Here is a 21,310-nt window from a genome sequence, read left to right on the forward strand (position 1 = left end):
TGTCTTGAATGAGAGGAAACAGGAGGGCGGGAGCTTCATGCTCCCGCCCGGTTCATCAGATCGTGCTGCGACTTATATTTTACAAGCCCCGCCGGCGCAACCGTCGTCTTGCAGATCGGTCTGGGCATCGTCCGCACCATCACGGGTGTTGTGATAGTACAGGGTCTTGAGGCCGTATTTGTAGGCGGTCAGCAAGTCCTTGAGCAGCTGCTTCATCGGGACCTTGTTGCCTTCGAAACGGGCCGGGTCGTAGTTGGTGTTGGCGGAGATCGCCTGATCCACAAACTTCTGCATGATGCCGACCAGCTGCAGGTAGCCATCGACGCTCGGCTGCTTCCACAGCAGTTCGTACTGATCCTTCAGGCGATGGTACTCGGGCACCACCTGCTTGAGGATGCCGTCCTTGGAAGCCTTGACCGACACCAGACCACGGGGCGGCTCTATGCCGTTGGTGGCGTTGGAGATCTGGCTGGAGGTCTCGCTTGGCATCAGTGCGGTCAGGGTGGAGTTGCGCAGACCCACTGTCTTGATCTCTTCACGCAGGCTTTCCCAGTCGAGGTGCAGCGGCTCGTTGCACAGCACATCCAGATCCTTTTTATAGGTATCTATGGGCAGGATCCCCTGGGCGTAGGTGGTCTCGTTGAAGGCCGGGCAGGGGCCGAACTCGCGGGCCAGCTGCACGGAGGCCTTCAGCAGGTAGTACTGGATCGCCTCGAAGGTGCGGTGGGTCAGGGCCAGACCGGAACCGTCGGAGTAGCGGGCACCGTTCTTGGCCAGGTAGTAGGCGTAGTTGATGACGCCTATCCCCAGGGTACGGCGGTTCATGCTGCCCTTCATCGCGGCCTTGAGGGGGTAGTCCTGATAGTCGAGCAGGGCATCCAGGGCGCGCACGGCGAGGTCTGCCATCTCTTCCAGGTCTTCCAGCTTCTCGATGGCACCCAGGTTGAAGGCAGACAGGGTGCACAGGGCGATCTCGCCCTCTTCGTCATCCACGTTGTTGAGCGGCTTGGTGGGCAGCGCAATCTCGAGGCAGAGGTTGGACTGGCGCACCGGGGCCACGGCCGGATCGAACGGGCTGTGGGTGTTGCAGTGATCCACGTTCTGGATGTAGATGCGACCGGTGCCGGCGCGCTCCTGCATCATCAGGGAGAAGAGATCCACCGCCTTGAGGGTCTTCTTGCGAATGGACGGATCCTGCTCGTACTTGACGTAGAGCTGCTCGAACTTGTCCTGATCCGCGAAGAAGGCGTCGTACAGGCCAGGTGCATCGGACGGGGAGAACAATGTGATGTCGCCGCCCTTGATGAGGCGCTGGTACATCAGCTTGTTGATCTGCACCCCGTAGTCCATATGACGGACCCGGTTCTCTTCCACGCCGCGGTTGTTCTTCAGTACCAGCAGGCTCTCCACCTCGGTGTGCCACAGGGGGTAGAAGAGGGTGGCGGCACCGCCGCGCACGCCGCCCTGGGAGCAGCACTTCACGGCAGTCTGGAAGTACTTGTAGAAGGGGATGCAGCCGGTGTGGAAGGCTTCGCCGCCACGGATGGGGCTGCCCAGACCACGGATGCGTCCGGCGTTGATGCCGATGCCGGCGCGCTGGGAGACATAACGGACGATGGCGCTGGCGGTGGCATTGATGGAATCCAGGCTGTCATCGCACTCGATCAGCACGCAGGAGCTGAACTGACGGGTCGGGGTGCGCACGCCGCTCATGATGGGGGTGGGCAGGGAGATCTTGAAGGTCGAGACCGCATCGTAGAAACGCTTGATGTAGTCCAGACGGGTATCTTTCGGATACTTGGAGAAGAGGCAGGCCGCCACCAGGATGTAGAGGAACTGCGGGCTCTCGTAAATTTCGCCGGTGACGCGGTTCTGCACCAGGTACTTGCCTTCCAGCTGCTTGACCGCCGCGTAGGAGAAGTCCATGTCACGCCAGTGGTCGAGGTGGGCGTTGAGCTCCTCGAATTCGGCCTGGGTATAGTCGGTCAGCAGGTGCTTGTCGTACTTGCCCATGTCCACCAGACGGGCGACGTGCTGGTAGAGGTGGGGCGGCTCGAACTGGCCGTAGGCCTTCTTGCGCAGGTGGAAGATGGCCAGGCGGGCGGCCATGTACTGGTAATCCGGGCTCTGTTCGGAGATCAGGTCAGCAGCGGCCTTGATGACGGTTTCGTGGATGTCGGCGGTACGGATACCGTCATAGAACTGGATGTGGGACTTGAGCTCCACCTGGGAGACCGACACGTTGTCGAGCTTCTCGGCTGCCCAGTCGAGCACGCGGTGAATTTTATCCAGATCGATGGGTTCTTTGTGGCCGTTACGCTTCGTCACAAACAAGTTCATTGGCTGATGACCTTTAGTTGATTCCCGAAAAACCATGGCGCCCAGCATCCAGGGTTCCCTTCTGTAGGGTGGCCTGGGGGCGAAGTGCGCCATGAATCACAAGATATAGTGTTATTTTAAATTCGAACTACAAGATAGTGAGGTCGGCACGGCATTGCAATCTGTGGATAACGCATTAGCTGTGGATAAATTGTGGGTGTTCGGGTTCGAGTTAGTGACTGCTCACAGTGAGTGGGTTTTCATCCGTCCGATCCGGCAAATGCAAGTCCGATGATCGAAGATGGAAAATTTAAATAACTTTTTTTGCTTGCGAAAAGGGGGTGTTTTTACTAGCAAATTCAGCCTGGTTATCCCTTGTGCAGCCAGGGTCAAAAGCTGTCCTGTCCCCGCAGGCGCGCACTTGTCATCCTCTCAAAACAAGGGGCGCATCTGCGCCCCTTGTCATTGCCATTGTGCGGCCCGGTGAGTGAGCATCGTGCTCATCTGGGAACCATTTGGCGTTAAAGCTGCCCGGATGATCCATCTATAACGTCATGCGGAACAGGGCTGACTCAGGTCAGCTCGTAGCGCAGCCAGTGGTGCAGGGCCTGTACCGTATCAAAGTGCAGGTCGGCGCCCCAGTCGGCGGTATCCTCGTCATCGCTCAGATAGCCCCAGCCCGCCACCGCGGTGCGCATGCCGGCGTTGCGCCCCGCCTCGATGTCGCGCACATGGTCCCCCACATAAAGGCAGTGGCTCGCCTCGACCCCGAGCCGCTCGCAGGCAAAGAACATGGGGGCCGGGTCTGGCTTGCGTACCGGCAGGGTGTCGGCGCTGACGGTGACGCCACAGCTGGCAAGCTCGGGCAGGGCGGCCAGCAGCGGCTCGGTGAGAAAGCCCGGCTTGTTGGTGACTATGCCCCAGGGCAGCTTCTTCTCATCGAGCCATTCGATGAGATCCAGCATCCCTTCATAGGGACGGGTACCGACGCAGAGGTTGGCGGCGTAATGGTCGAGCAGGGCGGTGCGAAGGCGCGTCGCCCCCAGCTCTTCCAGCAGATCCTCCCCCAGGCCCGCCTTGAGCAGCCCGAGGGCCCCGTGGGAGGTGGTCTGGCGGATGATGGCCTCGGGCAGCGGGGCAAAGCCTTCGCTCACCAGCACATGGTTGACGGCGGCGCCGAGATCCGGGGCCGTGTCGAGCAGGGTGCCGTCCAGATCGAACAGCACGCAGCGCAGGGGCGCCTTGTCGGTGCTCATCAGACTGACTCCGGGCGCACGAAGGCCACCATGTAGTTGACGTCGACGTTCCTGCCGAGCTTGAAGCTGTTGGAGAGCGGCGCGTAGTGCACCCCGCTCATGTCCCGCACCAGCAGGCCCGCGGCTTCCCCCATTCGACACAGCTCGGCGGGGGTGATGAACTTTTTGTGATCATGGGTGCCCTTGGGCACCATTTTCAGCAGGTACTCGGCCCCCAGGATCATCATCAGGTAGGCTTTCGGGTTGCGGTTGATGGTGGAGACATACACCTTGCCCCCCGGTCGCACCAGGGTGGCGATGGCGCGCAGCACGGAGGCGGGATCCGGCACGTGCTCCAGCATCTCCATGCAGGTGACCACGTCGTACTGGCCGGGGGCCTCGGCGGCATGAGCTTCGGCGGTGATCTGGCGATACTCGAGCTCCACACCCTGCTCCAGGGCGTGCAGGCGGGCGACCCCGAGGGGCTCCTTGCCCATGTCGATGCCGGTCACGCGAGCACCCCGGCGGGCCATGCTCTCGGAGAGGATGCCGCCGCCGCAGCCGATGTCGAGCACGCGCTTGCCAAACAGGCCGCCGCTCTTGTCGGTGATCCAGTCAAGGCGCACCGGGTTGATCTGGTGCAGGGGCTTGAACTCGCCCTCCATGTCCCACCAGCGGGAGGCGATGGCTTCAAATTTGGCGATTTCTGTCAGATCGACATTGGCATCACTATTCATTTTTTGATGATCCTGTGGCAGGGCGCGCAGCGGGCAGGGCGCGCGCAATCTATTGTCCTGGCGGGCATTATAACGGACGGACTTGGGCACACCAGCCCGACGTGTTACCCGGATTTGTGGCTTAAGGTATTTGGCTCAGTGTGTTACCATGTCGCGCTGTTTAAGCCAAAGAACAACTAATTAGGGATTAAGGCTTTCTATGAGCGATCTGGCCAGAGAGATCACGCCGGTCAACATCGAAGAAGAGCTCAAGAGTTCCTATCTGGATTACGCCATGAGCGTGATCGTAGGACGAGCTCTGCCGGATGTGCGTGATGGCTTGAAACCGGTTCACCGCCGCGTTCTGTTTGCTATGAACGAGTTGGGGAACGACTGGAACAAGCCCTATAAGAAATCGGCCCGTGTGGTCGGTGACGTAATCGGTAAATATCACCCGCACGGCGACAGCGCCGTGTATGACACCATTGTCCGGATGGCGCAGGATTTCTCCATGCGTTACATGCTGGTCGATGGTCAGGGCAACTTCGGCTCGGTCGATGGCGACAACGCTGCGGCCATGCGTTACACCGAAGTGCGGATGGCGCGCATCTCCCACGAGTTGCTGGCCGATCTGGACAAAGAGACCGTGGACTGGGTGCCAAACTACGACGGCACCGAGATGATCCCGGCTGTCATGCCCACCAAGGTACCCACCCTGTTGATCAACGGCTCCTCCGGTATCGCGGTGGGCATGGCGACCAACATTCCTCCTCATAACCTCACCGAGATAGTCAACGGCTGTCTGGCGTTGATCGAGAATGGCGCCCTCACCATTGACGAGCTGATGACCTATGTCACCGGCCCGGATTTCCCCACCGGCGGCATCATCAACGGGCGCTCCGGCATCGTGCAGGCCTACCGGACCGGTCGCGGCTCCGTCTATGTGCGGGCCAAGGCCGAGGTGGAAGTGGACGAGAAGAGCGGTCGCGAGACCATCATCGTTCACGAGATCCCCTATCAGGTGAACAAGGCGCGGCTGATCGAGAAGATCGCCGAGCTGGTCAAAGAGAAGAAGGTCGAGGGCATCAGTGCCCTGCGCGATGAGTCTGATAAAGACGGCATGCGCATCGTTATCGAGATCAAGCGCGGCGAGTCCGGCGAGATTGTGCTGAACAATCTCTACAAGCACACCCAGATGCAGACCACGTTCGGCATCAACATGGTGGCGCTCGATAACAACCAGCCCAAGGTGATGAACCTCAAAGAAATCCTGGATGCCTTCCTGCTGCACCGCCGCGAGGTGGTGACCCGCCGGACCGTGTTCGAGCTGCGCAAGGCGCGGGATCGGGCGCACATCCTGGAAGGTCTGGCGGTGGCGCTGGCCAACATCGACCCCATCATCGAGCTCATTCGCCACAGTGCGACCCCGGCGGATGCGAAAGCGGGCCTGATTGCCAAGGGCTGGGAACTCGGCAACGTGGCCGTCATGCTGGAGAAAGCGGGCGACGACGCGGCACGGCCGGAGTGGCTGGAGCCGGAGTTCGGGATCCGTGAAGGGCAGTACTTCCTGACCGAGATCCAGGCCCAGGCCATCCTTGACCTGCGTCTGCACAAGCTGACCGGCCTCGAGCACGAGAAGATCCTGGAAGAGTACCAATCTCTGCTGGATCTCATCGCCGAGCTGCTGTTCATCCTGGCAAGCCCGGAACGCCTGATGGAAGTGATCCGCGATGAACTGCTGGCCGTGCGCGAGCAGTATGGCGACGAGCGTCGCACCGAGATCAGCATGTCCAGTGCCGAGATCAACATCGAAGATCTGATCACCCCGGAAGACGTGGTGGTTACCCTGTCTCACCAGGGCTATGTGAAGTATCAGCCGCTCTCCGACTACGAGGCCCAGCGCCGCGGTGGTCGTGGCAAGTCGGCCACCCGGATCAAGGAAGAGGACTTTGTGGAGCGTCTGCTGGTGGCCAACACCCACGACACCATTCTGTGCTTCTCCACCCGTGGCAAGGTCTACTGGCTCAAGGTCTACCAGCTGCCGGAAGCGTCCCGTGGCGCCCGTGGTCGTCCCATCATCAACCTGCTGCCGCTGGACGAGGGTGAGCGCATCACCGCCATCTTGCCGGTGAAGGAGTATGATGCCGAGAAGTATGTCTTCTTCGCCACCGCCAACGGTACCGTGAAGAAGACCAGCCTGTCCGACTTCAGCCGTCCGCTCTCCTCCGGTATTCGCGCCATCAACCTCAAGGAGGGTGATGAGCTGATCGGGGTGGACATCACCGACGGCAGCAACGAGATCATGCTCTTCTCCGATGCGGGCAAGGTGGTTCGCTTCAATGAAGGTAGCGGTCGCGCCGATGCAGCCGATGCGGATGCCAGCGATGACGTCGAGACCGACGACGACGCCGGCAACGACGAGGATGGCAGCGACAACGGCGAAGGCACTGAAGGCACCGAGAGCAAGGGTACCTTCAAGGGCGTGCGTCCCATGGGTCGTACCGCCGCCGGTGTGCGTGGCATCAAGCTGGGCGCCGGTGACAAGGTGGTTTCCCTCATCGTGCCGCGCGGTGAAGGTGCCATCCTCACCGCCACCGAGAACGGTTACGGCAAGCGTACCGCACTGGACGAGTACCCGACCAAGAGCCGTGGTACCCAGGGCGTTCGCTCCATCAAGGTGGACGAGCGCAACGGCAAGGTGATCGATGCGATCCAGGTCGAGGATACTGACCAGATCATGCTGATCACCAACGGCGGCACCCTGGTGCGTACCCGTGTTGCCGAGGTGAGCGTCATCGGCCGTAACACCGGCGGTGTCCGTCTGATCCGTACCGGTGAAGACGAGACCGTGGTCGGCCTGCAACGTATCGCCGAGAGCGACGAGGAAGAGAACGACGCTCTGGTCGCCGAGGGCATGGCCATCGACGGCGAGCAGGCGGAAGGTGCAGAGACTGCGCCAGACGCCGGTGCTGCCGACGATGCAGGCTCCAGCGAAGCGGGTGCGGCTGACGACGAATAATCGTTACCTGCCTCGATAAAAAAGAGCGGCCCTTGGGTCGCTCTTTTTGTTTGTCTTGCTTTCACTCCCTCCTGCGGCGCTCGGTCATCCGAAACTGCCTGCGTTCATCTCCTGTGCTGGCGCCGTATTTTCCCGCTCCGGGCTCTCTTGCTCATTCAATCCTTCATCCCGGCGTCATCTGGCTGTCATCCCTGCGGGACAGACTGCGGCTGTTCAGGTGGGACAAGGGCACGACCATGCCCGAGCCCGGCGTTGGCAATATCATCCAGAAGGAGCAGGGTATGACCAGTTGGATCATGTGGGAGATCTGGTGGAGCCGGATGTGGGGAGAGGATGCCAGGGCATTGTCACATGACGAGCAGGAGGAGGTGGCTTATGAGCCCTCGCGCCTGCCCGCGGAGCTGATCGCGCAGGGCAAGCCGGTGCGCCCTCATCCGCCAAGGCCCAGGGGCTGAGCGGTGATAGCCGCAGCCATCAGAACAGGCGCAACTGCTCGTTGGGGCGAATGAAGGCAGAGGTGTTGAGCGCGATATGGCGCTTGCCCAGTTGCAGCCGCTTGCTGATGAGCCGAAAGCGCTGGGCGAGCAAGTCGGCGAATTGCCCCTCTCCACGCATACGAGTCCCGAAGGCGGGGCTGTTGAGCGCTCCCCCTCTGCTTGCTCGCAACTGGTTCAGGATGGCCTCCTTCTGGCCGGGGTAGTGCTCCTCCAGCCAGTCGCAAAACAGGGTGGTCAGCTCGTGGGGCAGTCTCAGCAGTATGTAGTCGGCGCAGCCGGCGCCCGCCTCCACGGCGCCCTTGATGATCTGCTCCAGCTCGGGCTCGTTGAGCCGCGGGATCATGGGGGCCGCCAGCACTCCCACAGGTATCCCGGCCTGTGCCAGCTTCTCGATGACCTTGAGCCGACCCGCGCCCGTGCTGGCGCGGGGCTCCAGCTGTCGCCTGAGAGTCTCGTTCAGGGTGGTGACCGACACCATCACCTGGCAGAGCCCCTCCCGGGCCAGCTCGGCCAGCAGATCGAGATCGCGCAATATCATGGCGCTCTTGGTGATGATCCCCACCGGATGGCGATGGGCCAGCATCACCTCCAGCAGCTCGCGAGTGAGGCGATAGTGGTGCTCTATGGGCTGGTAGGGATCGGTGTTGGCCCCGAGCACTATGGTCTGCGGCTGGTAGCTCGGTTTGGCAAACTCCCGGCGCAGCAGCGCGGCGGCATTGAGCTTGGCAAACAGCCGGGTCTCGAAATCCAGGCCGGGGGAGAGCTCCAGGTAGGCGTGGCTGGGTCTGGCATAGCAGTAAATGCAGCCATGCTCGCACCCCTGATAGGGATTGATGGAGCGGCCGAAGGGGACGTCCGGCGAGAGGTTGTGGCTGATGATGCTCTTGGCCTGGATCTCCCGCACCTCGGTTCGGGGCTGGGACGCACGAAATGCCGCCTCCCATTCCACGGCCTGCCAGCCATCGTCGACGGCATCGATCTGCGGGCCGCTGAAACGGTGCTCGATATTGTGGGTGCTGCCTCGTCCTGCCATCTCATCACACCACGCACTGTTTATACATACAGTTATTCTGCTCGGGATGGTGCCAAACATCAAGTCCGGCCACTCTTCCCTTATTTCACTCGGTCAAAGAACGGGAGCTCCTGCTTGATCTGTCGCTACATTTCGTTTACATAGATAAAATGCGAACTGGATCACGGAAATCATCATGAGTCCCACCACTTACCGCTGGCTGTTTATCGGCGTCATTGCCCTGGTCGCCTGGCGTCTGATCCCGCTCTCCACCGAGCAGGAGCTGGCCGCGGCCAACCGCGCCTGGCGGGTGGGCCACTTCGAGCAGGCGACCGGTATCTGGCAGCCGCTGGCCGAGCAGGGTCAACCCAGGGCGCAGGCCCTGATGGGGTGGAGCCATGAGCTGGGGCAGGGGAGCGAACAAGATCTGGCGCAGGCCATCCGCCTCTATCGTCAGTCCGCCGAGGCGGGGGATGCGTTTGGCCAGTACCGGCTGGCTGAGCTCTATCTGCGCGGGGTAGGGGTGCCACGGGATCTGCGTATCGCCTTTCACTGGATGGAGCGGGCGGCCCGCAACGGAGACGTGCCCGCCATGCTCAAGGTGGGGGTGCTGCATCTGATGGGGGCCAACGGTCGGGTCGACATGGCCGAGGCCAAGCAGTGGCTCTATCAGGCCTCGCAAAAGGGCAACAAGCTGGCATTGACGGTATTGCAGGAGCTGGCGCTGGCCGAGGAGGGTCGCAGCGCCTTCGATTTCAACGGCCAGTCACTGCTGGGGGAGGGTTAGCCCCTCAGCGGCTGGCGGTGATCTTGCCCGGTGTCACGTCGGTGACGTAGAGGGTGCTGCGATCGGCGCTGTGCACTATGCTGCATACCTCGCGCTTGCTGCCATCGCTCAGGATCACCAGCTCCCCGAGATGAACGGGGCAGTGTGTCGTCAACAGGTGATCCGGGTGGACAATCTTCTCCGCATGCTCCGGAAACGAAATGTCATAGGTGTACATCATGCTCTCCTCATTTAGGCAGACGCCTCACTGGAAACCTAGCACAGAGAGGGCGCGGCGGGACCCGTATCGCAAATGCGTCGTCCCGATTTGCTCTGTGACGCCAGGCAAATCAACTGATGACGACGCACCTCGCTTTCCCCTTCATGGTATACAAAATCGGCAAGGCAACTTGTCTGGGTCGTGACGTCTGATACAATCCTCCGCTGTACCTGTCAATTGATGGCCTTGCGCACCCAAGAGGGTGTGTACCACTGCTGTGTAGCAACCGTATTGTGAACGGTGAAACTCAGGGGTGGACTGCTTGATATGAAAGGTTTTCTCCAATCTGCATGTGCCCTTTGGTACGGGGCACCACTGTATAAGGAAACACCTAATGCCAATCATTACTCTGCCTGACGGCAGCCAACGTCAATTTCCCCACGCCGTTTCCGTCATGGACGTCGCCGCCGACATAGGTCCCGGTCTCGCCAAGGCGTGCATTGCCGGCCGGGTGAACGGTGAACTGGTGGATGCGTGTGAGCTGATCGAAGCCGATGCCTCCCTGGCCATCATCACCGCCAAAGACGAAGACGGTCTGGACATTCTGCGCCACTCCTGCGCCCACCTGCTGGGTCATGCCATCAAGCAACTCTGGCCCCAGACCAAGATGGCCATAGGTCCTGTCATCGACAACGGTTTCTACTACGACGTCGATCTCGACCGCACCCTGACCGATGAAGATCTGGCTGCCCTGGAAGAGCGCATGCTGGCGCTGGCCGGCAAGGATTACGACGTCGTCAAGAAGAAGGTCTCCTGGCAGGAGGCGCGCGACGTGTTCGAGGCCCGCGGCGAGACCTACAAGGTCGAAATCCTGGATCAGAACATCGCCCGCGATGATCAGCCCGGTCTCTATCATCACGAAGAGTACGTCGACATGTGTCGCGGCCCCCACGTGCCCAACATGCGTCACTGCCACCACTTCAAGTTGCAGAAGATGTCAGGCGCCTACTGGCGTGGCGACTCCAACAACAAGATGCTGCAGCGCATCTACGGCACCGCCTGGGCCGACAAGAAGCAGCTCAAGGCCTACCTGCAGCGTCTCGAGGAGGCCGCCAAGCGCGACCACCGCAAGATTGGCAAGCAGCTCGACCTGTACCACATGCAGGAAGAGGCCCCCGGCATGGTGTTCTGGCACAACGATGGCTGGACCATCTTCCGTGAGCTGGAAACCTTCATCCGCGGCAAGCTCAAGGAGTACGACTATCAGGAGGTGAAAGGCCCCTTCATGATGGATCGCGTGCTGTGGGAGCGCTCCGGCCACTGGGAGAAATACGCCCAGGCCATGTTCACCACCCAGTCCGAGAACCGTGAGTACGCCATCAAGCCGATGAACTGCCCGGGCCACGTGCAGATCTTCAACCAGGGGCTGAAGTCCTACCGGGATCTGCCCCTGCGCATGGCCGAGTTCGGCTCCTGCCACCGCAACGAGCCCTCAGGCTCCCTGCACGGTCTGATGCGGGTGCGCGGCTTCACCCAGGATGATGCTCACATCTTCTGTACCGAAGATCAGATCATGGAAGAGGTCTCGGCCTGTATTCGCATGGTCTATGACGTCTACGGCACCTTTGGCTTCGAAAACATCGTGGTCAAGCTTTCCACCCGTCCGGAGCAGCGCATCGGTTCCGATGAAGCCTGGGATCGCGCGGAAGCCGCCCTGGCGGAAGCCCTGGTGCTCAATGGCCTGAAGTACGATCTGCAACCGGGGGAGGGTGCTTTCTACGGTCCCAAGATCGAATTCACCCTGCACGATTGTCTTGATCGTGCCTGGCAGTGTGGTACCGTGCAGCTCGATTTTGCCTTGCCGGGCCGTCTTGGCGCCACTTATGTGGGCGAAGACAACGAACGTCACGTACCCGTGATGATCCACCGGGCCATTCTCGGGTCCCTCGAGCGTTTCATCGGTATCCTGACCGAAGAGTACGCCGGACTGTTCCCGACCTGGCTGGCACCGACTCAGGCCGTGGTCATGAATATCACGGATAATCAGGCCGATTATGCGGTGAAAGTTGCCAAGGCATTGAATGATGCGGGCCTTCGCGCAAAAGCGGACTTGAGAAATGAGAAGATTGGCTTTAAAATCCGCGAGCATACTTTGAAGCGAGTGCCTTTCATGCTGGTCTGCGGCGATAAAGAAGTAGAAGCCGGCAAGATTGCAGTACGGACTCGTAAAGGGGCTGACCTGGGTTCTTATCCTGTTGAAGAGCTGATAGCTCTGTTAACCCAGGAAGTTCAGACCCGCGGACAAAAGAAAGTGGAGGAATAAGCTATAAAAGGCGGAAAAAAACTGGGCAAGCAACCGCAAGCCCGCGCTCACCGGATCAATGAAGAGATCCGTCTGAAAGAAGTTCGTCTGACTGGTTTGGACGGTGAGGCCATTGGCATCACCACCATCCAGGATGCCCTGAACTTGGCCCTTGAAGCCGGAGTGGATCTGGTCGAGATCAGTCCTAACGCTGAGCCGCCCGTTTGCCGAATCATGGATTACGGCAAATTCCTCTACGAAAAGAGCAAGACCACCAAAGAACAGAAGAAAAAGCAGAAAGTCGTCCAGGTGAAGGAAATCAAATTCCGTCCTGGCACTGACGAAGGCGACTATCAGGTAAAACTACGCAACCTGGTTCGCTTTCTGGAAGACGGGGACAAGGCGAAGGTCACCCTGCGCTTCCGTGGTCGTGAAATGGCCCACCAGGATCTTGGTATCAAGGTTCTGGAGCGAGTCAAGAACGATCTGGAAGAGTTGGCCGTAGTTGAGTCGTTCCCGAAAGTCGAAGGCCGTCAAGCTGTGATGGTCCTCGCACCCAAGAAGAAATCTTAAGGCCCACAAGAAATTGACTCATGGGTTCGCCCCATGAGTCGGTTCGCCTTGCGATTTTGTTGTCACTCACAATGCGGAGTATGAAATGCCGAAGATGAAAACCAACCGGGGTGCTGCAAAGCGCTTCAAGAAGACTGGCTCAGGTCGCTTCAAGTGCAAGCACAACCACCTGCGTCACATCCTGACCAAGAAGAGCAGTAAGCGTAAGCGTAAGCTGGGGCCGAAGTTCATGGTTTCTGCTGCCGACCACAAACGTGTTGTCGCTTGTCTGCCGTACGCATAAGGGGGATGTGAAAAATGCCAAGAGTTAAACGTGGTGTGACTGCTCGCGCTCGTCACAAGAAAGTAATGAAAGCCGCCAAGGGTTACTACGGCGCCCGTTCCCGTGTCTACCGCGTAGCGGTACAAGCGGTAACCAAAGCTGGTCAGTATGCCTACCGTGACCGTCGCCAGAAGAAGCGTCAGTTCCGTCAGCTGTGGATTGCGCGTATCAACGCTGCAGCCCGTCAGAACGGTCTGTCCTACAGCCGTCTGATCGACGGTCTGAAGAAGGCTTCCATCGAGATCGATCGCAAGATCCTGTCCGATATCGCCGTTCACGACAAGCTGGCTTTCACCGCCCTGGTTGAAAAGGCCAAAGCAGCTCTGGTTTAATCCGGTTCTGCTATGAAAGATAAAAGGAGGCTCAGGCCTCCTTTTTTGTTGCCCGTTTTTTGCTTTCAGTGTGTTGTGCCGTACAGCGCCACCCGCCCTGGTGGCTGACGCGAAAATGTCTGATATGCCAACAAACCAAGCTCGATCATCAAAAATTGAAGCGGGCGGGGGAGGGCTTGAGACTCGCTTGATATAACAAAATGATTTATAGGGAGAAAAGCCGGCCATAACTATGGTCAGCGAAGGGGCTTTTTTTGTATTATTCCCCTCTTGACCTTATTTAGCCTAAAGGCTCCTGTTTCGGGAGTGGTGACGAGGAAGACATGCAACAGCTTGAAGAAGTAGTCGGCCAGGCCAAGGCCGAAATTGAGGGCGTAAGCGACATCGCCGCCCTCGACGAAATCCGGGTCAAATATCTGGGTAAAAAGGGCTTTTTTACCGAGCAGATGAAGGGCCTGGGCGCCCTTTCGCCTGAGGAGCGTCCCGCCGCAGGCGCCGTGATCAACCAGGCCAAGCAGCTGGTTCAGGATGCCTTGAACGCGCGTCGTGAAGCCCTTGAAGTTGCCGTGCTGAACCAGAAGCTGGCCGCCGAGACCATCGACATCAGCCTGCCGGGTCGCCGCATCGAGAACGGTGGCCTGCACCCGGTGACCCGCACCATTGAGCGCATCGAGCGCCTGTTTGGCGAGATGGGTTTCAAGGTCGAGCGCGGTCCCGAGATTGAAGATGGCTTCCACAACTTCGATGCGCTGAACATTCCGGCTCATCACCCGGCGCGTACCGATCACGATACCTTCTACTTCAATCCCGATCTGATGCTGCGTACCCACACCTCGGGCGTGCAGATCCGCACCATGGAACATCAGCAGCCGCCGATCCGCATCATAGCGCCGGGCCGCGTCTATCGTAACGACTACGATATGACCCACACCCCCATGTTCCACCAGGTCGAAGGCCTGCTGGTGGACGAGCATGCCAGCTTCACCGAGCTCAAGGGGATACTGCACGACTTCCTGCGCAACTACTTCGAGGAAGATCTCACCATTCGCTTCCGCCCCTCCTACTTCCCGTTCACCGAGCCGAGCGCCGAAGTGGACGTGATGGGCAAGAACGGCAAGTGGCTGGAAGTGCTGGGCTGCGGCATGGTGCACCCGAACGTGCTGCGTTCGGTCGGCATCGATCCGGAAAAATACTCCGGCTTTGCCTTCGGCATGGGCGTTGAGCGCCTCACCATGCTGCGTTACGGGGTCAACGACCTGCGTGCCTTCTTCGAAAACGATCTGCGCTTCCTCAAGCAGTTCAAGTAAGGGCGAGAGAACATGAAATTCAGTAAATCCTGGGTGATGGAGTGGGTCCGCACCGAGTTGAGTGACAACGCACTGGCCGAGCAGATCACCATGGCAGGCCTCGAAGTCGATGCCATCGAAGCGGTCGCCGGCCAGTTCAACAACGTGGTGGTGGGTGAAGTGGTCGAGTGTGCCCAGCATCCGGACGCCGACAAGCTGCGGGTGACCAAGGTCAACGTGGGGGAGGCCGAGCTGCTGGACATCGTCTGCGGCGCGCCGAACTGCCGTACCGGCCTGAAAGTGTGTGTGGCCAAGGTGGGCGCGACCCTGCCGGGCGATTTCACCATCAAGAAAGCCAAGCTGCGTGGCCAACCGTCTCACGGCATGCTCTGCTCCTTCAGCGAGCTGGGTATCGAGGTGGAAGCGGACGGCATCATAGAGCTGCCGGCCGATGCCCCCATCGGCACCGACATTCGCGACTACCTCAATCTCAATGACGTGGCGATCGACGTGGATCTGACCCCGAACCGGGCCGATTGCCTCGGCATCGCGGGTCTGGCCCGCGAAATCGGCGTGCTCAACAGCGTCGACGTGGTCGAGCCGAGCTGGACGCCTGCCGCCGCCACCATTGACGCCAGCTTCCCGATCCGGGTCGAGGCGCCGGCCGATTGCCCCCGTTATCTGGGCCGTGTCATCAAGGGGCTGAACCTGAGCGCCCAGAGCCCGCTCTGGATGCAGGAGAAGCTGCGCCGTGGCGGCATCCGCTCCATCGACGCCATCGTCGACATCACCAACTACCTGCTGCTGGAATACGGTCAGCCGATGCACGCCTTCGATCTGGCCAAGCTGGAAGGGGAGCTGGTGGTGCGCCGCGCCCGTAGCGATGAGCCGATGACCCTGCTCGACGGTACCGAGGTGAAGCTCAAAGACAACACCCTGGTGATTGCCGATGCCAAAGGCCCTGCCTGCATGGCCGGTATCTTCGGCGGCGATCGCACCGGTGTGTCCGAGACCACCACCGACATCCTGCTGGAGTGCGCCTTCTTCGCGCCGCTCTCCATCACCGGCCGTGCCCGTGCCTACGGCCTGCACACCGACTCTTCCCACCGCTTCGAGCGCGGGGTCGATCCCGAGCTGCAGGCCAAGGTGATGGACAGAGCCACCCGTTTGCTGCTGGACATTTGTGGCGGAGAGTGCGGCGGTGAAGCGGGCCCCGTCATCGAGGTCAAATCCGATGCCCATCTGCCCAAGGCTGCCCCCATCCGCTTGCGTCGTGCCAAGCTCGACAAGGTGATCGGCATCAGCGTGGCCGACGCCCAGGTGCTCGAGATCCTGACCCGCCTAGGCATGCAGGTGACCGTGGACGCCGACGGCTGGACCGCGCTGGCCCCCTCCTGGCGTTTCGATATCGCCATCGAGGAAGACCTCATCGAGGAAGTGGCCCGCATCTACGGCTACAACAATATCCCGAACCTGAAACCCGCCGCCTCCCTGGCGATGGTGGAGCAGGCCGAAGGCCAGGTGACCCTGAAGCGGGTGCGTGACCTGCTGGTCGACAGAGGTTTCCAGGAGGCGATCACCTACAGCTTCGTGGATCCCAAGGCCCAGCAGACCCTGTTCCCCCAGAGCGATGCCATCGTGCTGCCAAACCCCATCTCGGTCGAGATGTCCGCCATGCGTGTCTCCCTGTTCCCGGGTCTGGTGCAGGCGGTGGTCTACAACCAGAACCGTCAGCAGGGCCGTGTGCGTCTGTTCGAGCAGGGCCTGCGTTTCATCAAGGACGGGAGCGCCGAGAACGGCATCCGTCAGGAGCCCATGCTGGCCGGCATCATCACCGGCAACCAGAGCGACGAGCACTGGGACGTCAAGAGCCGTGGCAGCGACTTCTTTGATCTGAAAGGGGATCTGGAAGCCGTACTGGATCTCACCGCCGAAGGGGCCACCTTCAGCTTCGAGCGTACCGAGCACAGCGCCTTGCACCCGGGCCAGAGCGCCGCCATCCTGCGCAATGGCGCCGTCATCGGCCACATCGGCGTTATCCACCCTAGCCTCGAGAAGAAGCTGGGTCTCAAGAGCCGTGCCGTGATGTTCGAGCTGGAGCTGGACAAGCTGACCCCTGCCAAGGTGCCGGTTGCGGCCGAAGTTTCCCGCTTCCCGGCCAACCGCCGTGACATCGCCGTGGTGGTCGACGTTGCGGTTCTGGCCGGTGACGTCCTGGCAGTAATTAAAAAAGTTGGCGGAAATCAGTTAGTTGGAATAAACTTGTTCGACGTATACCAGGGGGCTGGTATGGCAGAGGACAAGAAGAGCCTGGCCATCAGTCTAGTGTTGCAAGACACCCAGCGCACCCTGGAGGAGAAAGAGATTGCCGAGACCGTAGACAATGTCGTGCGGGCCCTTGGTGAAGAGTTGAATGCATCCTTGAGGGATTGATCTATGGCGCTTACCAAAGCCGACATTGCAGAGCACCTGTTCACCCAGCTCGGGATGAGCAAGCGTGAAGCCAAAGACATGGTGGAAGCCTTCTTTGAGGAAATCAGACAGGCGCTCGAGCGCGGTGAACAAGTCAAGATTTCAGGCTTCGGTAACTTTGATCTTCGTGAGAAGAACCAGCGTCCCGGACGTAACCCCAAGACGGGCGAGGATATTCCCATCAGCGCCCGTCGAGTGGTGACCTTCCGGCCTGGCCAGAAGCTCAAGGCCAGGGTAGAAAATGTTGAACCCAATGAGTAAAGAAAAGCCAGGCAAATGCCTGGCTTTTGCGTTTCGATGATAAAGACCCTCTTCCTGTTTGGTGCGCTGCTGGCCTTGCCGCTGCGTGCCGCCACGCTCCCCCTGTCAGCCGAGACCCAGGCCTATGCCGATACGCTCACCGGGCTGACCTTCTGCTATCCGGCCCTGCAGCGTCCCCCCTATCTGGAAGCGCAGGGGGGCCTGCTCATCGATCAGATGAAACGCCTGGCCCGGCAACTGCCGGTGCCGCTGCGCTTTGAAAAACTGCCCAACTGGGCGGCGACCCTGCAGGGCTTGCAGCGCGGGCAGTGCGATCTCATCCCCCATGTGGGCCCAACCCGGGAGACCCTGCCCGGCACGGCCTTGAGCCGGGCCATGCTGGAGGCGGAGTCCGCCATCCTCTATCGGGGGGAGCTCGAGCAGGCGACCTTCCTGGTCTCGCCCATCTGGCAGGCAGAGGAGACTCTGCAGCGGCTCTATCCCCACTCGTCCCAGCGGCTCCTGACCGATGCGGAGAACTGGTACGGGGCCCTGGTGGCGGGCAGGGGCAGCGCCTACCTCGGTGACTATCTGCAACTGCGTTACCTGATGCGGGAGTTCCCGGACGAGGGGCTGCGCCTGCGGCGGCTGCGCAGCGACGATCTGGTGATCAGCTACCGGCTGATGATGGACGACAAGCCGCAGTTGCAGGAGCTGATAGATACGGCGATCCGCTTCCTGCCGCCGGGCAGCCTCTACCGGGATCTGGGGCGCTATCTACCCCAGAGCGAGCAGGACATCAACCCCTTGCACTTCACCGACAAGGAGCAGGCCTGGCTGGTCGGCAGCGCGCGCACCATCAAGCTGGTGGCGGATCCCGACTTCATGCCCTACAGCGGCGTCAACCAGCAGGGTGAGCTCATCGGCTGGAGCGGCGATGTGCTGCGGGAAGTGAGCCGCCAGACGGGGCTGAATTTCGAGCTGATCCCCGTTGCCAGCAAGGAGGAGGCGCTCGCCAGGCTGCGCAGCGGGGAGGCCGCCATGATGGCCGGTCTGCTGGAGTCGCCGGCACTGCACGAGGAGTTCGAGTTCACCCGCGCGGTGGCAACCAGTCGCTATGCCCTGGTCAGCCGCAAGCGGGGGGCTTATCAAGCCCTTGCCGCGGTCAAGGGCAGGGTGGTCGTGCCCCGCATGCTGTACGACCCCAGCCTGCTGGCCCGGTTCGGGCAACAGGACTGGGGGGTGACCGACAACCTGTTGCAAGGGCTGGCGGCGGTGCAGAGCGGTGAGGCCGATGCCATGCTGGCCGAGCTCTATCAGCTGCAATATCCGCTGCGCAATAACCAGCTGAGCGAGCTGAGCATCACGGAGCTGCCTGAGGTGTTTGGCCTCGGCTTTGCCATCAGGCGGGATCAGCCAAGGCTTGCCGGGGTGCTGGAGCAGAGCCTGATGACGATCAACGATCGCCAGGTGAGCGAGCTGGTCCAGCGTTGGCGGCGCCTGGTCCTGAACCAGCAAGAGGGGGTCAGTTACGGCTTCTGGCTTGGCTCTGTCCTGCTGGCTCTCCTTATTAGCGCTGGGGTGATCTGGTCAGTCTGGCGCTCCCGCCAGCAGCTGGCCCAGGAGGCGCGCGAACGCCAGAAGGCGGAGCAGGCGCTGGCGCTGGAGAGCAAGTTCAGGGAGTCCCTGTTCCAGGCGCTGCCCGTGCCGGTGTTCTTGCGCAATGACAAGGGGGAGGTGATCAAGCGCAACAAGCGGGCCAAGCGGATGGAGGCGCGCTACGCCACCGATCTCGTCCTGCCGTCCCCGCAGTTGCAGGGGGCTGAGGGGGAGATAGCCCTGCGGGATCAGGTCTACTCCTATGCCCAGATCCCGCTGCGGCTGGGTCCCCAGGCACCGGCCGGGGATCTCATCGCCCTGTCCGACATCAGCGCCTTGCGCGAGCGCACCCGCTTGCTGCGCCAGGCGGAGCGCCGCCTGCGGGCCCTCACCAATACGGTGCCCGGGGTGGTGCTGCAGTTCACCCTGCAAGGGGGCGCCATCACCCGGGTGGAGTTTGTTAGTCGCGGCAGCCATGAGCTGCTGGGGCTGGCCAGCCAGCAGATCCGCCTCAATCCCAACGAGACCCTGACCCGCATCTCCCACCAGGACAGGCGGGAGATGCGCGCCCCCATGTTGGCCATGTTGCAGGCCGGGCGCCCCTTCTCCCACCTGCTGCGCTACCAGCATCCGACCAAGGGCACGCGCTGGCTGCAGTTCTCCGGCAGAGGGCGCCGTCAGGGGGAGGGGTGGCGCGTCTTTGGGGTGGTGCAGGATGTGACCAGCCGGGTGGAGCAGGAGCACTCTCTGCAGCTCTCCCACGAGCAGGCCCAGCAGGCCGTGCTCGCCAAGGGGCGTTTCCTCGCCGCCGTGAGCCACGAGATCCGCACCCCCATGAACGCCATCCTGGGCTTGCTGGAGTGGCTGGATCAGACCGAGCTCTCCGCGGAGCAGGCCTCGGTGCTGGCACACGTCAGGCAGGCGGGCAACGAGCTGCTCGGGCTGCTCAACGACGTACTCGACTTCAGCCGCAACGAGAGCCGTCAGCTGCGGCTCTCCCTGCAGCCGACCGATCTGGTGGAGCTGTGCGAGCATGTGGCGGCGGTGCACTGGTCCAAGGCGCGCTCCAAACACCTGCAGATGCGCCTCAACCTGGATCCGGCGCTGCCCGCCCTGATGGCGCTCGAACCCCACAGGGTGCAGCAGGTGTTGCACAACCTGCTCTCCAACGCCATCAAGTTCAGCGAGCGGGGGGAGGTGGTGCTCTGGGCCCGCCGGCACGGGGACTGGGTCTGGTGCGGGGTGGACGATCAGGGCCCCGGCATCAGTGACGAGCTGCTACCCCGGCTGTTCCAGCCCTTCGAGCAAGGGGAGGAGCTGGGCCAGCTCAGGGCCCAGGGTACCGGCTTGGGGCTGGCCATCTGTCGCCAGCTGATGGAGCAGATGGGAGGGGAGATCCGGGTCGAGCCGGTGGTCACCGGCGGCAGCCGCTTCATCTGCGCATGGCCCCTCGAAGGGACGCAGGAGAAGGCGCCCTGGCAGCCAAGGTTCAAACAGATGTCCTTGCAGCTTCCCCCCGAGGAGCTGGCGTACGTGCGGGCCTGGCTCGCCGAGTTTGGCGTGACCGAGGAGGCGACGGCGCCCGCCCTTGCCGCCACCCAGGATGAACAGGGACTGCGTGCCTGGTCCTGGCAGGGGGAGCCCTGGATCCCGGGCGCCGTGGTGAGTCTGCTGCAACCCAGGCTGGTTCAGGGGAGCGGGGAGGTCGCAGATCTGCCGGGCGCCGGCATGCGGGTCCTCCTGGTGGAAGATCACGAGGTGAACCGGGTGCTGATCAGCATGCAGCTGAGTCAGCTGGGCGCCCGGGTGCTGAGCGCCGCCAATGGCCGTCTGGCCCTCGAGATCCTGGCGCGGGAATCTGTCGATCTGGTGCTGACCGATCTGCAGATGCCGGTGATGGACGGTGCCGAGCTCTGCAAGCAGTTGCGGGCCTCGGCGCGCTGGCAGCAGCTGCCGGTCTACGTGATCACCGCCGATCTCAGCGAGCAGGCGGCCCAGCGTCTGGCGGATTGCGGCTGCCAGGGTCATCTGGACAAACCCGTCCTGCTGAAGGAGCTGGCCATCTTGCTGCGCACCGTCTCCGGTCGTAGCAGTGCGCCCCTGGTGGAGAGCTCGGTCAAGATCACCCCCATGACGACACTGCTCAACCCGGCGCTCATCAACCTCTATCTGGAGTCGGCTCGTCAGGATCTGGCCGAGATTGAGGGGTGCGTCACGGCAGGGGATGAAGGCGCCCTCAATACGGCTTTACACAAGATGAAGGGGGCCGCCAAAATGGTGGGGGCCGCCGCCCTGGTACAGGTGATCGAGCGCTGGCAGCGAGCCCCCGGGCACCCCTTGGTGGAAGAATTGCAGCAGGCCGTGGTAGAGGTCTGCCGGCAACTGGGCGAGAGAGCATGA

Annotated in this window: 16 protein-coding genes; 11 read left to right on the forward strand and 5 right to left on the reverse strand. The window is 61.4% G+C overall.

The genetic code is table 11. The annotated features are described in order from the left end of the window. Positions 1-72: 72 nt before the first annotated feature. The 3 genes from nrdA to ubiG form a co-directional block, all read right to left on the reverse strand. Positions 73-2,340 carry a class 1a ribonucleoside-diphosphate reductase subunit alpha gene (nrdA, locus tag ACWPWQ_RS12225; RefSeq protein WP_162519121.1) on the reverse strand — a complete coding sequence of 756 codons (2,268 nt, stop codon included), beginning with the start codon at positions 2,338-2,340 and terminating at the stop codon, positions 73-75. 551 nt (positions 2,341-2,891) lie between these two features. After that, a complete protein-coding gene (locus tag ACWPWQ_RS12230; protein ID WP_342058686.1) occupies positions 2,892-3,575 on the reverse strand; it encodes an HAD family hydrolase in 684 nt (227 codons plus the stop codon). Further along, positions 3,575-4,291 carry a bifunctional 2-polyprenyl-6-hydroxyphenol methylase/3-demethylubiquinol 3-O-methyltransferase UbiG gene (ubiG, locus tag ACWPWQ_RS12235; RefSeq protein WP_202045796.1) on the reverse strand — a complete coding sequence of 239 codons (717 nt, stop codon included), beginning with the start codon at positions 4,289-4,291 and terminating at the stop codon, positions 3,575-3,577. Before ubiG ends, ACWPWQ_RS12230 begins: the two co-directional genes overlap by 1 nt. A 199-nt stretch (positions 4,292-4,490) precedes the next feature. On the opposite strand from ubiG, the gene gyrA reads away from it, so the two are divergent. Both gyrA and ACWPWQ_RS12245 read left to right on the forward strand, forming a co-directional pair. Beyond that, positions 4,491-7,289: a DNA topoisomerase (ATP-hydrolyzing) subunit A gene (gene gyrA, locus ACWPWQ_RS12240; RefSeq protein ID WP_454009885.1), complete on the forward strand. Its 2,799-nt coding sequence runs from the start codon at positions 4,491-4,493 to the stop codon at positions 7,287-7,289. Positions 7,290-7,570: 281 nt separating this feature from the next. After that, the gene (locus ACWPWQ_RS12245; protein WP_265435219.1) at positions 7,571-7,744 is read left to right on the forward strand and encodes a hypothetical protein; all 174 of its coding nucleotides are present in this window, start codon (positions 7,571-7,573) and stop codon (positions 7,742-7,744) included. A gap of 19 nt (positions 7,745-7,763) precedes the next feature. Here the strand turns inward: ACWPWQ_RS12245 and ACWPWQ_RS12250 are convergent, their stop codons facing one another. Beyond that, complete coding sequence (locus ACWPWQ_RS12250) at positions 7,764-8,819, reverse strand: PA0069 family radical SAM protein (RefSeq protein WP_454009886.1); 1,056 nt, start codon at positions 8,817-8,819, stop codon at positions 7,764-7,766. A 175-nt stretch (positions 8,820-8,994) separates the two neighbouring features. Between ACWPWQ_RS12250 and ACWPWQ_RS12255 the strand changes: the two genes are divergently transcribed. Continuing rightward, a complete protein-coding gene (locus ACWPWQ_RS12255) occupies positions 8,995-9,585 on the forward strand; it encodes a tetratricopeptide repeat protein (RefSeq protein WP_202043643.1) in 591 nt (196 codons plus the stop codon). Positions 9,586-9,589: 4 nt separating this feature from the next. Here the strand turns inward: ACWPWQ_RS12255 and ACWPWQ_RS12260 are convergent, their stop codons facing one another. Continuing rightward, positions 9,590-9,805: a hypothetical protein gene (locus ACWPWQ_RS12260; protein WP_139434406.1), complete on the reverse strand. Its 216-nt coding sequence runs from the start codon at positions 9,803-9,805 to the stop codon at positions 9,590-9,592. 373 nt (positions 9,806-10,178) lie between these two features. On the opposite strand from ACWPWQ_RS12260, the gene thrS reads away from it, so the two are divergent. The 8 genes from thrS to ACWPWQ_RS12300 all read left to right on the forward strand — a co-directional run bounded on the left by thrS (position 10,179) and on the right by ACWPWQ_RS12300 (position 21,310). Then, entirely contained in the window at positions 10,179-12,107 is a 1,929-nt protein-coding gene (gene thrS, locus ACWPWQ_RS12265) for a threonine--tRNA ligase (protein ID WP_404836489.1), read from the forward strand. A gap of 21 nt (positions 12,108-12,128) precedes the next feature. Beyond that, a complete protein-coding gene (infC, locus tag ACWPWQ_RS12270) occupies positions 12,129-12,659 on the forward strand; it encodes a translation initiation factor IF-3 (protein ID WP_205597183.1) in 531 nt (176 codons plus the stop codon). A gap of 85 nt (positions 12,660-12,744) precedes the next feature. Next, complete coding sequence (rpmI, locus tag ACWPWQ_RS12275) at positions 12,745-12,942, forward strand: 50S ribosomal protein L35 (protein ID WP_005315535.1); 198 nt, start codon at positions 12,745-12,747, stop codon at positions 12,940-12,942. A 14-nt stretch (positions 12,943-12,956) separates the two neighbouring features. Then, the gene (gene rplT, locus ACWPWQ_RS12280; RefSeq protein ID WP_010674800.1) at positions 12,957-13,313 is read left to right on the forward strand and encodes a 50S ribosomal protein L20; all 357 of its coding nucleotides are present in this window, start codon (positions 12,957-12,959) and stop codon (positions 13,311-13,313) included. Positions 13,314-13,636: 323 nt separating this feature from the next. Beyond that, positions 13,637-14,620 carry a phenylalanine--tRNA ligase subunit alpha gene (gene pheS / locus ACWPWQ_RS12285; RefSeq protein ID WP_139434408.1) on the forward strand — a complete coding sequence of 328 codons (984 nt, stop codon included), beginning with the start codon at positions 13,637-13,639 and terminating at the stop codon, positions 14,618-14,620. A 12-nt stretch (positions 14,621-14,632) separates the two neighbouring features. Continuing rightward, positions 14,633-17,032: a phenylalanine--tRNA ligase subunit beta gene (pheT, locus tag ACWPWQ_RS12290; protein WP_454009887.1), complete on the forward strand. Its 2,400-nt coding sequence runs from the start codon at positions 14,633-14,635 to the stop codon at positions 17,030-17,032. 3 nt (positions 17,033-17,035) lie between these two features. Then, the gene (gene ihfA / locus ACWPWQ_RS12295) at positions 17,036-17,332 is read left to right on the forward strand and encodes an integration host factor subunit alpha (protein ID WP_005300715.1); all 297 of its coding nucleotides are present in this window, start codon (positions 17,036-17,038) and stop codon (positions 17,330-17,332) included. A 54-nt stretch (positions 17,333-17,386) separates the two neighbouring features. Continuing rightward, positions 17,387-21,310: an ATP-binding protein gene (locus tag ACWPWQ_RS12300; protein ID WP_454009907.1), complete on the forward strand. Its 3,924-nt coding sequence runs from the start codon at positions 17,387-17,389 to the stop codon at positions 21,308-21,310.

The organism is Aeromonas sp. Marseille-Q7275 (genome assembly GCF_965119515.1).

Coding starts and splice junctions, on each gene's coding strand:
- nrdA (WP_162519121.1), bottom strand. CDS start 2,340: ATGAACTTGTTTGTGACGAAGCGTAACGGCCACAAAGAACCCATCGAT.
- ACWPWQ_RS12230 (WP_342058686.1), bottom strand. CDS start 3,575: ATGAGCACCGACAAGGCGCCCCTGCGCTGCGTGCTGTTCGATCTGGAC.
- ubiG (WP_202045796.1), bottom strand. CDS start 4,291: ATGAATAGTGATGCCAATGTCGATCTGACAGAAATCGCCAAATTTGAA.
- gyrA (WP_454009885.1), top strand. CDS start 4,491: ATGAGCGATCTGGCCAGAGAGATCACGCCGGTCAACATCGAAGAAGAG.
- ACWPWQ_RS12245 (WP_265435219.1), top strand. CDS start 7,571: ATGACCAGTTGGATCATGTGGGAGATCTGGTGGAGCCGGATGTGGGGA.
- ACWPWQ_RS12250 (WP_454009886.1), bottom strand. CDS start 8,819: ATGGCAGGACGAGGCAGCACCCACAATATCGAGCACCGTTTCAGCGGC.
- ACWPWQ_RS12255 (WP_202043643.1), top strand. CDS start 8,995: ATGAGTCCCACCACTTACCGCTGGCTGTTTATCGGCGTCATTGCCCTG.
- ACWPWQ_RS12260 (WP_139434406.1), bottom strand. CDS start 9,805: ATGATGTACACCTATGACATTTCGTTTCCGGAGCATGCGGAGAAGATT.
- thrS (WP_404836489.1), top strand. CDS start 10,179: ATGCCAATCATTACTCTGCCTGACGGCAGCCAACGTCAATTTCCCCAC.
- rpmI (WP_005315535.1), top strand. CDS start 12,745: ATGCCGAAGATGAAAACCAACCGGGGTGCTGCAAAGCGCTTCAAGAAG.
- rplT (WP_010674800.1), top strand. CDS start 12,957: ATGCCAAGAGTTAAACGTGGTGTGACTGCTCGCGCTCGTCACAAGAAA.
- pheS (WP_139434408.1), top strand. CDS start 13,637: ATGCAACAGCTTGAAGAAGTAGTCGGCCAGGCCAAGGCCGAAATTGAG.
- pheT (WP_454009887.1), top strand. CDS start 14,633: ATGAAATTCAGTAAATCCTGGGTGATGGAGTGGGTCCGCACCGAGTTG.
- ihfA (WP_005300715.1), top strand. CDS start 17,036: ATGGCGCTTACCAAAGCCGACATTGCAGAGCACCTGTTCACCCAGCTC.